At 48.8% G+C, this 13,390-nt stretch carries 9 protein-coding genes; 5 read left to right on the forward strand and 4 right to left on the reverse strand.

Features of this window, described 5'->3' with window-relative positions:
- Positions 1-193: 193 nt before the first annotated feature.
- The 3 genes from pruA to V2I46_03250 form a co-directional block, all read right to left on the reverse strand.
- A complete protein-coding gene (gene pruA / locus V2I46_03240; GenBank protein MEE4176502.1) occupies positions 194-1,837 on the reverse strand; it encodes an L-glutamate gamma-semialdehyde dehydrogenase in 1,644 nt (547 codons plus the stop codon).
- Positions 1,838-2,038: 201 nt separating this feature from the next.
- Positions 2,039-2,860, reverse strand: coding sequence for a twin-arginine translocase subunit TatC (tatC, locus tag V2I46_03245; GenBank protein ID MEE4176503.1), 822 nt, complete (start codon positions 2,858-2,860; stop codon positions 2,039-2,041).
- 155 nt (positions 2,861-3,015) lie between these two features.
- Positions 3,016-3,183, reverse strand: coding sequence for a 4Fe-4S binding protein (locus V2I46_03250; GenBank protein MEE4176504.1), 168 nt, complete (start codon positions 3,181-3,183; stop codon positions 3,016-3,018).
- 264 nt (positions 3,184-3,447) lie between these two features.
- Between V2I46_03250 and V2I46_03255 the strand changes: the two genes are divergently transcribed.
- The 4 genes from V2I46_03255 (at position 3,448) to V2I46_03270 (ending at position 8,331) form a co-directional block, all read left to right on the forward strand.
- On the forward strand, positions 3,448-5,295 hold the full coding sequence (locus tag V2I46_03255; protein ID MEE4176505.1) for a 2-oxoacid:acceptor oxidoreductase subunit alpha: 1,848 nt from the start codon (positions 3,448-3,450) through the stop codon (positions 5,293-5,295).
- A 1-nt stretch (position 5,296) separates the two neighbouring features.
- Positions 5,297-6,331, forward strand: a complete 1,035-nt coding sequence (locus V2I46_03260; protein MEE4176506.1) for a 2-oxoacid:ferredoxin oxidoreductase subunit beta — start codon at positions 5,297-5,299, stop codon at positions 6,329-6,331.
- A 69-nt stretch (positions 6,332-6,400) separates the two neighbouring features.
- The gene (locus tag V2I46_03265) at positions 6,401-7,720 is read left to right on the forward strand and encodes an anthranilate synthase component I family protein (GenBank protein MEE4176507.1); all 1,320 of its coding nucleotides are present in this window, start codon (positions 6,401-6,403) and stop codon (positions 7,718-7,720) included.
- A 59-nt stretch (positions 7,721-7,779) separates the two neighbouring features.
- Entirely contained in the window at positions 7,780-8,331 is a 552-nt protein-coding gene (locus V2I46_03270; protein MEE4176508.1) for a hypothetical protein, read from the forward strand.
- Between the two features lie 98 nt (positions 8,332-8,429).
- Here V2I46_03270 and V2I46_03275 read toward each other — a convergent pair whose 3' ends face one another.
- Entirely contained in the window at positions 8,430-11,009 is a 2,580-nt protein-coding gene (locus V2I46_03275; protein MEE4176509.1) for a M1 family aminopeptidase, read from the reverse strand.
- Positions 11,010-11,239: 230 nt separating this feature from the next.
- Here V2I46_03275 and V2I46_03280 point away from each other — a divergent pair, with 230 nt between their 5' ends.
- The gene (locus tag V2I46_03280) at positions 11,240-12,907 is read left to right on the forward strand and encodes a formate--tetrahydrofolate ligase (protein ID MEE4176510.1); all 1,668 of its coding nucleotides are present in this window, start codon (positions 11,240-11,242) and stop codon (positions 12,905-12,907) included.
- Positions 12,908-13,390 lie beyond the last annotated feature (483 nt).

Genomic DNA, 13,390 nt, shown 5'->3' on the forward strand with positions numbered 1-13,390 from the left:
TATGGGTTAATACGGAGTTAATACGGAGTTTATACGGTTTAAACCGTATAAACTCCGTATTAACTCCGAAGGTGGTAGGAGAGACCCCTCAATATCAGGGCTTTCAGGATTCCTTCTGGCACCGTCATTTTCAAAACAAAAACGGCAGCCCGGAAGCCGCCGTTTTTAATTGAAACTGAAAATGATGTTCGGTTTAGCACCCGCACTTTTTTTCCTGCATATGGGGATAGCGGAAATCGGTGGGGGGCAGAAAGGTTTCCTTGATGGTGCGCGGGCTGATCCAGCGCAAGAGGTTGAGATGACTTCCGGCCTTGTCGTTGGTACCCGACTGGCGTGAGCCGCCAAAGGGCTGCTGCCCAACCACGGCGCCTGTAGGCTTATCGTTGATGTAAAAGTTGCCTGCGGTATAACGAAGGGTGGCGCAAGCCTTAACAGTGGCGTAGCGGTCCTTGCTGAAGATGGAGCCGGTGAGGCCATAGGGCGAAGTGTTGTCGCACAGTTGCAGTGTTTCTTCAAATTTCTCGTCGGGATAAACGTGAATGGTGAGCACCGGGCCAAAGATCTCCTCTTCCATGGTGATGAAATGGGGATCGCGCGCCAGGATCACGGTAGGATCGATATAAAAGCCATTCGATTTGTCGCCCTTCCCGCCGAAAAGGATCTCGGCGTCTTTTGAATCGCGCGCTTTGTCAATGTAGCCCATGATACGATTGAAGGCCTTTTCGTCGATGACGGCATTTACGAAGTTGCAGAAATCCTTGGGGTCGCCTTTTTGTGTGAGTTTGAGGTTGCGGTCAATGCGGCGCTTGATTGAATCCCACAATGATTGGGGGATATAGGCCCTTGAAGCGGCCGAACATTTCTGGCCCTGGTATTCGAAAGCGCCTCGCACCAGTGCGGTGGCCACCTCGTCCACATCGGCCGAGGGGTGAACAAAGACGAAGTCCTTGCCCCCGGTTTCGCCCACCACGCGGGGATAAGAGCGGTAGTTCTCCAGATTGTTGGCCACGGTTTTCCACAAATGGTTGAAGGTACCGTTGCTGCCGGTGAAGTGAATGCCGGCCAGGTCTTTGTGGTTCACGGCTGCGTTGCCAATGGTGCTCCCGGGGCCGGGCACGAAGTTGATGACGCCGTCGGGCACCCCGGCTTCTTTATAGATCTTCATCAGGTAATAGTTGGAAAGCAGGGCGGTGGTGGCGGGTTTCCATACCACGGTATTACCCATCAGCACAGGAGAAAGCACTAGGTTGGAGGCAATAGAGGTGAAGTTGAAGGGGCTGACGGCGAAGACAAAACCCTCAAGTGGCCTGTATTCCAGCCGGTTCAGATTTCCGATCTCCGAATGGGGCTGGTCGTTATAGATCTCGGAAACGTAATGGGCGTTGAAGCGGATAAAATCGATGGTCTCGCAAACGGCATCGATCTCCGATTGAAAGACGTTTTTACTTTGCCCCAGCATGGTGGCGGCATTCATCACGTGCCGGTACTTGTTGGCAATCAATTCAGCGATCTTGAGGTTGATGGAGGCGCGTTCGACCCACGACATCACCTGCCACTGCTTATGGGCTTCCAGGGCAGCTTCGATGGCCATCAGTACTTCCTTCTCTCCAGCCATGTGGTATGTGGCCAGCACGTGCCCGTGCTTATGGGGCATGACTACTTTGGCGGTCTTGCCAGTTCGAACTTCCTTGCCACCAATGATCAGTGGGATTTCTATCTCCGTCTGGCTCTGGCGCTCGAGTTCTTTTTCCAGCTCAAGGCGTTCAGGCGTTCCTTCCGTATAGGGGTGGATGGGCTCGTTGGCAGGGCGGTCAAAATAAAACTGTGCGTTGTTCATTTTCAATGAAAGGATTAAAATGATTATTATGGATTGATTATTTCCGATTTATATAAAGCTACACGTTTTTTTCCGCTTTCGGGAACAAAAAACAACGGAGGCATTCTCTGCATTGATAACAGAAAATAATTAAAAAAGTTTAAGAAAAATGGCCAAACCAGCATTGCAACAGAAAAGCAATGGGAGACTGGGGAAGCAGAATCAGAAGTCCTGCTTGTCGAGCCGTTCTTTTTCTATCCTGGCAGAGATGCCAATGCTGATTTCATACAGCAAAAAGAGTGGGATGCTGACCAGAATTTGACTGAAGACGTCGGGCGGGGTAATAATGGCCGATAAAATGATAATGAGCACGAGGGCAAACTTGCGTTGTTTACGCATCACGGCAGGGGTTAGCACCCCTACGCGGCTTAGAAAATAAACGAAGACAGGAAGTTCGAACACCAGTCCTGTTGCAAGGGTTAGAGTTGTAATGGTGGAGATGTATGAGCGCAGGGCAATCTGGTTGGCCACCATGTCGCTGACCTGGTAGGAACCCAGGAAGTTGACGGCCAGGGGCACGATGAGGAAGTAGGCAAAGAGGACCCCGATGATAAATAAGCCGCTGATAATAAGCACGGCACCGCGCGAGCTATTCTGTTCGCGCGAGGTGAGGCCCGGCCTGATGAATCGCCAGATCTCCCAGATCACAAAGGGGATGGCCAGTAGTAAGCCGGCAACCAGGGAAGTTAGGATATGGGTGGTAAACTGCCCGGCCATATCGATGTTGATCAGCTGGACGGGATTTTTATTGATGCAGAGGGCCGGGGCCGACAAAGTTTCTGCGAGGCTGCAAAGCACGCGGTTGGTAAGGAAATAAGGCTCTTTGGGGGCCAGGATCACGCGTGAGAACAGGAAATCCTTGTTGAGGAAGGCCAGCAGGGCAAACACACCGATGGCGGAGGCCGAACGGATCAGGTGTCCGCGCAGGGCCTCGAGATGACCCCAGAACGACATCACACTGCCATCTTCCTGCTTTTTTTTCATAAACCTAAAGAAGTTAAGCGCCCCCCTGGAGGCCTGATTTAAATTTGCTGTAAAGGGATCAACAAAATTAATGAAGAAAGGCAAATAAAAAAGCCCGCATCACAATACGGGCTCTTTCATTCATTTCTTCCGGAATTATTCCGGGAAGCCGGGTTTTATTCGGGATGAATTGCTTCAACCGGGCAAACATCTGCGCATGAACCGCAGTCGGTGCATACATCAGGATCGATCTTATAGATGTCACCTTCAGAGATGGCTTCAACCGGGCATTCGTCAATGCAGCTGCCGCAAGCAGTGCAATCTTCAGTGATTACGTAGGCCATTACTTCAAAAATTTACGGTTACTAATAGGTTAATTCCACAGCAAAGATAAAGCCTTAAATTGATATAAAACGATAATTTTGGGGCAAGGGTGAAATTTGGAATGGGTTTAAATAAGGATTGCCCAGAAAAGGGTAAAAAGTAAGGAATTATTCGATCCATTACGTTTTAAACTTATAACTTCGCAGCGTCAAAGGGTCGAATTTTCTAAATGATTCTTTTAAAAAGTTTTAATATCCATATCCTACCAAAAACCTTATTCTATTATGGCAGAAAAAAAGAATATTGTTGAGCTGGAAGATGTGGTGGTTAAGTTTGTTGGCGACTCTGGAGACGGGATGCAGTTGGCAGGCACCCTGTTTTCGGATTCGGCGGCGATTGCCGGCAACGATTTGGCCACCTTTCCTGATTTTCCGGCTGAGATCCGTGCACCCCAGAATACCATTGCAGGGGTAAGCGGGTTCCAGGTGCATCTTGGGCAGCGTAAGATCTTTACTTCGGGCGACTTTTGTGATGTGCTGGTGGCCATGAACCCTGCTTCGCTCAAAGCCAATCTGAAGTGGGCAAAACCTGGTGCCACCCTTGTTATTGACTCGGCCACCTTTGATGAAAAAGGCATTGAGAAAGCCGGTTACCAGACCAACCCCCTGGAAGATGGCAGGCTTGACAGCTACAACCTGATCAAGGCGCCTATCTCACTGCTCACTCAGGAAAGCCTGAAAGACCTTAACCTTGACAAACGCTCGGCCGAGAGGACTAAAAACATCTTTGCCCTGGGCCTTTTGTATTTTCTGTTTAACCGTGACCTGGATGTCACCCTGCACTTCCTGGAGAAGAAATTCAAGGCTAAGCCCATTATCGTGGAAGCTAACAAGGCTGCCTTGAAAGCTGGTTTCAATTATGCAGAAACCGTTGAAGCGATTAAATCGACTTTTAAGGTAGGCCCTGCCAAGCTTGAAAAGGGTCTTTATCGTAATATTACAGGTAACATCGCCACTGCCTGGGGATTACTGGCTGCTTCGGAAAACAGCGGCAGGCCATTGTTCCTGGGTTCCTATCCCATTACACCGGCTACTGAAATCCTGATGGAACTGGCCAAGCACAAATCGCTTGGCGCCAAGGTTTTTCAGGCTGAGGATGAGATAGCTGGCATCTGCTCGGCCATCGGTGCCAGCTTTGCGGGCTCGCTGTCAGTGACTACCACTTCAGGTCCGGGGCTTTCCTTGAAATCCGAGGCTATTGGTCTAGCAGTGATTACCGAACTTCCGCTGGTGATTGTTAACGTTCAGCGGGCAGGTCCTTCGACGGGGATGCCTACCAAAAGTGAGCAGAGCGATTTGATGCAGGCTTTGTATGGGCGTAACGGTGAATGCCCTGCCATCGTGATGGCAGCCTCTTCCCCAGCCAACTGCTTCTACTTTGCCTATGAAGCTGCTAAACTTTCGATGGAACATATGACTCCCGTCATCCTTTTGACAGACGGTTACATTGGCTTTGGCTCGGAATTGTTCAAGATCCCTGATACAACAAAATTGCCGGCAATTCAGCCACCGCTTGCTAAACCGAATGATCCCACTTTCAAGCCTTATCGCCGCGACGAGAAAACCCTTGTCAGGCAGTGGGCACTACCGGGCATGGAAGGCCTGAGGCACCGCATCGGTGGCCTGGAGAAAACCAATATTGATGGGAACGTATCGACCGATCCCCTTAACCACCAGTTGATGGTGAATATCCGTGAAGAAAAAGTCAACCGTGTGGCTGACTACATTCCGTTGCAAGAATTGAAGGGTGAGGAAAAGGGTGACCTGCTGGTCGTAGGCTGGGGAGGCACGGAAGGAGCACTCGTATCGGCAGTTCAAAAGGTGCAGGAAGAGGGTAAAAAGGTCAGCCTGGCCCACTTCAATTACATTATGCCCTTGCCCAATAATACGGCAGAGGTCTTTTCGCGTTTTAAGAAAATCATTGTTTGCGAATTAAACAGCGGGCAGTTTGTAAACTACCTGCGGATGACGCATCCCGACTTCCGGTACCACCAGTTTAATAAGGTGCAGGGCCTGCCTTTTCAGGTGCAGGAGCTGACCGAAGCTTTCAACAAACTATTGGAGGACAAGTAATATGTTAGAAAATAAGAGAATCCAGATCTCTCCCGTAGAGTTAACGAAAGAAGATTTTGTCAGCGACCAGATGGTAAAATGGTGCCCGGGTTGCGGGGCGCATGCCATCCTGGCTGCCGTTGAGAATGTCTTTCCGCGCATTGGCTACCGCAAAGAGAACTTCACCTTTATTTCGGGTATTGGCTGTTCATCCCGCTTTCCTTATTATGTGAACACCTATGGTTTTCACGGGATTCACGGGCGCGCAAACCCCATTGCCAGCGGAGTTAAGATTGCCAATCCCGACCTGAGTGTATGGATCGCTACTGGTGACGGCGACTCAATGGCCATTGGGGGAAACCATTTAATTCACATCGTTCGCCGCAATATTGACGTAAACATCCTGTTGTTCAACAACCAGATCTATGGCCTGACCAAAGGGCAGTATTCGCCCACCACGCCCATGGGCAAGGTGACCAAGACCTCTCCCCAGGGTACCATTGAGCATCCGTTTGTGGCTGCAGGACTGATCATGGGCGCACAAGGCACCTTCTTTGCCCGCTCGACCGATAACAACGTCAAGCTGATGAGCGAGGTGATGTATGAGGCTGCCAAACACGACGGGACTTCCGTTGTCGAAATTCTGCAGAACTGTGTAATTTTTGCCGACAAGACCCATAGCGCAATCACCGATCGCGAAAATCGTGAGGAACACCAGCTGATTTTGAAGCACGGTGAACCCATGATCTTTGGCAATAACAAGGATAAAGGGCTCATTCTGAAGGGAACAGGCCTGACAGTGGTAACCATTGGTAAGGATGGCATCACAGAAAAGGATATCCTGGTTCACGACCAATACTCCAAAGATCCGGCCATCCACCGTATGCTGGGCCGCCTGATGCCGCCTGACTTTCCGGTGGCATTGGGTGTGATTCGTTCAGCTCCTTTTGCGACTTATGATGACCTGCTGGAGGAGCAGATCGAGTATGGCAAGAAAAACTCCAAAATAAAAACGGTAAACGACTTGCTTCGCAGCGGGGACGTTTGGGAAATATAACCTACTGATTGATCAGGGGAACAATGGCTGAGAAAGCGGTTGTTCCCCTTTTTTTAATAATATACGACATTGGAAAGGATCTATGCCCAGTTTCCGGTTATTACCGGCGAGCACTTTTTTCTGAAAATGCTGCAGTGGGGTCAGCGGCATTTTCCCAATTGTTGTTTATTAAATTCAAACCAGGCTTTGCACGATCCCTACAGTGCTTTCGAACAGGTGCTTGCCCTTGGGGTGGCCGAAGAGGTTTATGGGGATGGAAGCGATGACTTTTCTGCACTGCAGGCCTTCAGCGATAAACATCACGATTGGCTTTTTGGTTTCCTTGGCTATGACTTGAAGAACCAGTTGGAGGAACTGGAAAGCAACAACCCGGATGGGGTAGGGATGCCCCTGATGCATTTTTTTCGTCCGGTGGTGTTGATTTTTCCTTTTCCTGACCATGTTCGCATTGGTTGTTTGCCCGGATTTGGGGCGTATTCTGACCCGTCACGGGTATTTCATTCCCTTGACCGCTTTGCCTGGAGTCCGTCCCCAGCCTTTGCCCCTTTGGAAATGAAGTCCAGGGTAGCGCGGGAACGGTATCTGCATCAGGTGGGCAATATCCTTCAAAACATACAACTGGGGTATATTTACGAGATGAATTACTGTGTGGAATTCTATGCGGAGAAAGCCAGGGTGGACCCACTGGCCCTCTACGGCCGGCTCAATGATTTATCGCCAACCCCGTTTTCCTGTTATTATCAGCTGGATGACAAATTCATGATGTGTGCCAGTCCGGAACGTTTTATGTGCAAGAGAGGAGATAAACTGGTCTCACAGCCAATTAAAGGAACCATTAGAAGGGGAGATACACCGGAAGAAGATGCCCGTTTAAGGCAGGAACTTTTTGAAGACCCTAAGGAACGCAGTGAGAATGTGATGATCGTTGACTTGGTGCGGAATGACTTGTCACATACGGCAGGGAAAGGCTCCGTAGAGGTGGAAGAATTGTTCGGGATCTATCCCTTCAGGCAGGTGCATCAAATGATCTCTACGGTGGTATCGCGCCTGCGCGAGGGCGTCCATTTTACCGATGCCATCCGTTATGCCTTCCCCATGGGATCAATGACTGGTGCCCCTAAAGTGCAGGCCATGAAACTGATTGAGCAATATGAAGACACACGGCGGGGGTTATATTCAGGGGCCGTGGGATATATTTCTCCTGAAAAGGATTTTGATTTCAATGTGGTGATTCGAAGTGTTTTATATAATCAACGGCAGCAATATCTGAGTTATATGGCTGGGAGCGCCATCACCATTGGGTCAAAACCTGTGAAAGAATATGAAGAATGCCTGTTGAAGGCCAAAGCCATGCAAGCCGCGGTTAGCGGCAAGCCATTGAATGCCTGAAAGTTTGTTAAGCAATGAACCCCAGCCCCCTGAGAGTTGTTAAGAGATAAATACCTGTTATGAAAAAGAGCCTATTCGTTTTCCTGCTGACTAGCCTGATGCTGTCAATGCCTTTATTTGCTCAGGAGTCTGAGGAACCCCGTGTAAAAGATCTGAAGATCCGTGAGCGGTTTTTTGTTGGGGGCTTCATTGGATTACAACTGGGTACCCAAACAGTTATTAATGTTTCACCCATGGCAGGGTACCGTTTCACAAACTGGTTGTCGGCGGGGATGGGTGGTACCTACCAGTATTACAACGACCGGTTTCTCGGCGAATCCAATGTGACCCACGTTTACGGTTACAGTTTTTTCACCAGGATCCATGTAATCCCCAGGGCGTTTATCCATGCCGAGTATGAGCGGCTGAACCTGGAATCAAGGGTTCAGGACGGGCAATTTAACCCCGGCGTGCGTTCCTGGGAGGAAAACTATTTCCTGGGTGCCGGTTACCGGCAGCCCCTTTCTGAACGGGTCGCCCTCAATGTGATGCTGCTTTACAACTTCAACACGGAAAGTCTCTCCTATTACCAGAACCCCATCTTCAGGGTTGGCGTCGATGTTAGATTGTAGGAAAAGCGGGTCCTTGCTTCCCTAAATTTTTGCTAAATTTCTTTTTCCGTAAAGGCATTTAATGGTTTTTTCAGGAATGGGGGACTGATGCTATTCCCTTATTCTTCCCGATCCGCAGCGCGGAACAGCAGGTCAGCAGCCTGGAGGGTTTTGAGTCTCAGGTTTTCGTTGGTGAATTCCGGCTGATCGAGGAAGTCCCTGACCATTTGGGCTGCCCTGGGTTGATTATACCCTGAGAGGGTTGCTTCAAGCCAGTTCAGGGGGAAGAAGATATCGCCCGTTTGCTGAATCTCCTCTAGCATTTTCAGGCTCTTGGGTAGGTATTTCAAACTGGATCCTGACCGCAAGGGGTGGTGCAGGTAACGCAGGCCTTCGAGTACCCAGGGTTCAGGCCTGCGGTTTTCAGGTAAAGCCAGCCGTTCAAAAAAAGCATCACGGGTTACCGGATCGCTGGAAAGGGCAGGCAAGACAAACTCGATGCGGCGAAGCCTGTCGGGGTTGGTTGTGCCGGCCACAAGCCTTTCGGAATACCATTCAGCCCTCGGATGTTCGTGAAGCATCAAAGAGGCTACCATGTCAAAGCGCTGATCCTCAGAAAGCCGTAATCCCCAAACCGAGAGCTCCTGCTTAAGCATTTTCTGGATCTTCAGTTGAGCTTCCATGGAATGGCTGATAGCAACAAAGGCATCGAAATAAAGCGCCTTTTGGTCGTTGGGGGCTTTGACCATTTTTTCCCACAGCATGGTTTCCAGGGGTTGACACAATATATCACGTGTCTCTTTATTGAGAAATCGCCAGTAAACCATCTGCAGGTTATTGATAAGATAACTCGCAAGTTGCGGATTTTGAGCCCGCGAAACGCCTGTTGCCAGGGCTTGCAAATAAGTTTCCGCTGAAAGATTTCCTGAAAGGAAGTCTTCGTGCATATTCAGGAAGGCGGCAGCTTTGAGGTAATCATCATTTCTTAGGGGCAGTTGTTCAAGAAGGGTTCTGCGGGCCAGACGATTTGGAACCATATACCCGTATCCCGCTCCGCCGCCATTCAGTAGCATGCATACAGGCTGGTATATGGGCGCTTCCAGAATAAAGTTCTGAGGAGTCTGGTCAAAAAACCATTCTTCCGTGATGGGCTGATAGTTCTCATCCAAAATTACAGGCTTCAGCTTTTGTGAAGGGAAAGGCTCACCTTCTGCCGGTGGGCTGGTGCTAAGGGTAATCCCGGTAATGGTATCATTGATAAACTGGTATTGGTAGTGGATCTCTGCCATTCCTTTTCCATAGACCCAGGCCTGGCTCCATGCAATCAAGTCAAGGGCTGTATGCTTGTCGAGGATCAGGGCCAGGTCATCCCAGTCAGCATTACCAAAAGCAAAGGTTTGCAGATATTCTTTGATGGCGGTCTGAAAGGCTTCGACGCCTGTAAGCCATTCTAGTTGCTGAAAAACAATGGGGGCCTTGTTGTAAATAATGGCGCCATACAGGGTTCCTGCCTGATTCAGGTTCTCCAGTTTTTGCTTGATGGGATGCGTTCCCTGGCTGCGATCAATGGCATATGCCCTGGGATAATGGCTGAGGAGGAACTGCATGTCGTGGTCTACCTCCGGATATTGTGGCTTGACGATCTTATCTGCCATGAAACCTGCAAAGACCTCCTTAAGCCAGACATCATCAAACCATTGCATGGTCACCAGGTTGCCAAACCACATATGGGAGGTTTCGTGGGCAATGAGGGCAGCCTTGGATAATTGATTGCTGATGGGGGCCTGTTCATCGAGCAGCAGCCGGGTATCCCTGTACCAGATGGCCCCCGGATGTTCCATGCCACTGTATTGAAAGCCGGGAAGAATGGCCATATCCAGCTTTTTAAAGGGGTAGGGGATGCTAGTATAGTCTTCAAGCCAGGCAAGGGCATCAAAATGTTGCGAAAAGATGGCCTCCAGGTTGCGGTTTAACTTTGGGAGATCTGTTTCGCGATGGAAAACCGTGATGGTGCGTTCGCCCCGGGTTTCTGAAATGGTATCAAACCTGCCCGCTGTAAAGGCAAAGAGATAGGTGCTGATGGGCTGGTCCGAATCGAAGGTCAGGGTTTTTCGCCCATTGCTTACTGAAGTATTCAGCAGTGGTCCGTTTGAAAGGGCATTCCAGGGCTCAGGAATTTCCAGTTCAAGGGAGAAGAAGGCCTTGAGGTCGGGCTGGTCAAAACAGGGGAATGCCGTGGAAGCCCGGTCAGGCACAAACAGCGTATACATAAAATCTTCCGAGCGGTTCAGGGCTTGATCGGTGGAGGTAAAATGAACCTCCACCTGGTTTTGGCCGGGAATGATGTTTTTACTTGAAAGGATGATGTGCTGGTTCAGGTACTGGTATTCTTCGGGTTTCCCATTTACCACGACCTGCTGTATGTTCTCCTCCCCGCCCCTGAAATCGATGACGACCCCGCGCTGTGCCCTGCTTTGGTGAAATTCGATCATTACCCTGCCGTTAACCGCCTGATCTTTTTCAGCCGGGATATTGAAAAAAAGGTGATAATGAATATCGGAGATGAATTTTTTTCGGTATTGCGCCAGATCCTGACTGACACCGGGTTCCAGCATTTTTTTAATACTTGGGCCACCACAACCGAAGAAGCCCGAAAAGGAAAGGATCAGCAGGGAAAAAAGGATCGTTTTTTTGAACATTATTCTAAGGTTTCCAATGCAAGCACAAAGTTGCAATTTATTTTGCATCCCATGGTTTTCTTGTCCAAAATTTATAAATTTAAGGTCATAATCATGTTTAAAGAGACCGTGATGGTTTAGTATTCTGGTTTTTTTAACAACTGTATAAACAAAACTTCCCTTTAAGGGGTTGAATATAGCGTAACTGGATAATTAATCAACAAAAAACCATAAATAAGAAAGGAAAGTATATGTCGGATCTAGAGATTGCGAAGGCCTCAAAAATGCGCCCAATAACAGAGATAGCTGCCAAGCTTGGTGTAAAGGAAGATGACCTGCACATGTATGGCAAGTATATTGCAAAACTTCCCCTTAAATTGATTGATGAGAAGACGGTGCGCCAAAAAAAGCTTGTGCTTGTTACGGCTATCACGCCGACCCCTGCAGGTGAAGGTAAGACCACTACTTCCATTGGCTTGACCGAGGGATTGAACCGTATTGGTGTGAAGACCACGGTTGTAATACGTGAGCCTTCGCTGGGCCCTGTGTTTGGAATCAAGGGGGGGGCTGCTGGCGGGGGATATGCTCAGGTTCTGCCCATGGAAGACATAAACCTGCATTTTACCGGAGACCTTGCTGCTGTTGAAAAGGCTCATAACCTTTTAAGCGCTTTGATTGACAACCACCTGGAGAGCAAGAACAACATCCTGAACCTGGATCCGCGAAAGATTATCTGGAAAAGGGTGATCGATATGAATGAAAGGGCCTTGCGCGACATTATCATTGGCCTGGGTGGACCCAAACAAGGCATCCCAAGGCAAACCGGCTTTGACATTGCAGCCGCTTCAGAAGTAATGGCTGCCCTTTGCCTTGCCAAAGACATTGACGATCTGAAAGAAAAATTTGGCAACATCCTCGTAGGCTTCACCTATGATGATGAGCCAATATATGCCCGCGATTTCCACGCACAGGGAGCGATGGCAGCCCTGATGAAATATGCCATTATGCCTAACCTGGTGCAGACCATCGAAGGAAATCCTGCCATTATTCACGGCGGTCCGTTTGCCAACATTGCACAGGGTACCAATTCACTCATCGCCACCAAGATGGGCCTCAGCCTTTCAGATTATGTGGTTACTGAGGCAGGTTTCGCTTCAGAGCTGGGTGCTGAGAAATTTCTTGATATCAAATGCCAGTATGGAAAACTCATGCCCAATGCTTCAGTAATCGTGGCTACCATCAGGGCTTTGAAATATCATGGTGGAGTAAAACTTGCCAAGCTTACCGAACCCGATGCAGAAGCGGTGAAAAATGGTTTGCCAAACCTTGAAAAGCATATTGAGAACATCAAACATTTTAACATTAAGCCTGTAGTGGCCATTAATAAGTTTGTCACCGATAGCGATGTAGAAATAGAAACCGTCAGGGAATTTTGTGAAAAACTGGGGGTTAAGGTTGCCGTTAATGAGGCTTGGGAAAAGGGTGGCGAAGGCGCCATTGAGCTTGCAAAACTCGTACACGAAGAAGCCGAGAAATGCACCACCTGTTTTACCCCGATTTATGACTTCAACTCGAGCATCGAAGAAAAACTTCACACCATTGCCACTAAACTTTACGGAGCAGACCACGTTGAATATACTGTAAAGGCCAAGGCCCAGATCAAGCAGTTTGAGAAGATCGGACTGGGCAAGCTTCCTGTTTGTGTTGCCAAAACCCAGAAGTCGCTTTCAGATGACCAGTATAAGTTGGGCAGGCCCAGGGGCTTTACGGTTAAGATCCGTGAATTTGAAGTGGCAGCAGGGGCTGGCTTCCTGATTCCCATCGCAGGAACCATCATGCGTATGCCAGGCTTACCGACCCATCCCTCGGCCGAAAAGATCGACATTGACAACGAGGGAAATATTTCAGGCTTGTTCTAAGACCCTGCCTGGTTTTTCTTTTTGACAATTTCAGGAGGCTGTCTCTAACACAAGGGGCAGCCTCTTCTTTTTGTCCGGGATATAATACCTGTGCACATCAACCATTCCTCGTCTTTTTTCCTGTTCCCCTTGATTTAGCTTCCTTTTTTGCAGGTATCAGGGATTCTTCCGGAAAGCAACAAACACGTCTGTGACACGTATTTAACACGTAGTTAACACGTAGTTTAAACGTGTGTGCACGTCTTAACTACGTCTAAACTACGTGTTAACTACGTTTGAACTACGTCTAAACTCTGACGCAAAACAGGTCCGGAAAGGGTTCAGCAAAAGTTAGTTTTTGATTCTTTTTTTGAAGGAAATATTAAATGGATCTTTTAAGAGATATTTGCAGGCCGGATTTCTTTTTTTCAACAGGTTTGCATAAGTGCGTTCTGGCCTGTAATTTTAGTGCTTTTTTGCAGGGTCCTTGTTTTGGTGAAATAT

Source organism: Bacteroides sp. (genome assembly GCA_036351255.1).
GTDB lineage: Bacteria > Bacteroidota > Bacteroidia > Bacteroidales > UBA7960 > UBA7960.

Excerpts from the sequence above, each read along its gene's own strand:
- tatC (MEE4176503.1), bottom strand. The coding sequence starts at position 2,860 with ATGAAAAAAAAGCAGGAAGATGGCAGTGTGATGTCGTTCTGGGGTCAT.
- V2I46_03250 (MEE4176504.1), bottom strand. The coding sequence starts at position 3,183 with ATGGCCTACGTAATCACTGAAGATTGCACTGCTTGCGGCAGCTGCATT.
- V2I46_03275 (MEE4176509.1), bottom strand. The coding sequence starts at position 11,009 with ATGTTCAAAAAAACGATCCTTTTTTCCCTGCTGATCCTTTCCTTTTCG.
- V2I46_03280 (MEE4176510.1), top strand. The coding sequence starts at position 11,240 with ATGTCGGATCTAGAGATTGCGAAGGCCTCAAAAATGCGCCCAATAACA.
- V2I46_03255 (MEE4176505.1), top strand. The coding sequence starts at position 3,448 with ATGGCAGAAAAAAAGAATATTGTTGAGCTGGAAGATGTGGTGGTTAAG.
- V2I46_03260 (MEE4176506.1), top strand. The coding sequence starts at position 5,297 with ATGTTAGAAAATAAGAGAATCCAGATCTCTCCCGTAGAGTTAACGAAA.
- V2I46_03270 (MEE4176508.1), top strand. The coding sequence starts at position 7,780 with ATGAAAAAGAGCCTATTCGTTTTCCTGCTGACTAGCCTGATGCTGTCA.
- pruA (MEE4176502.1), bottom strand. The coding sequence starts at position 1,837 with ATGAACAACGCACAGTTTTATTTTGACCGCCCTGCCAACGAGCCCATC.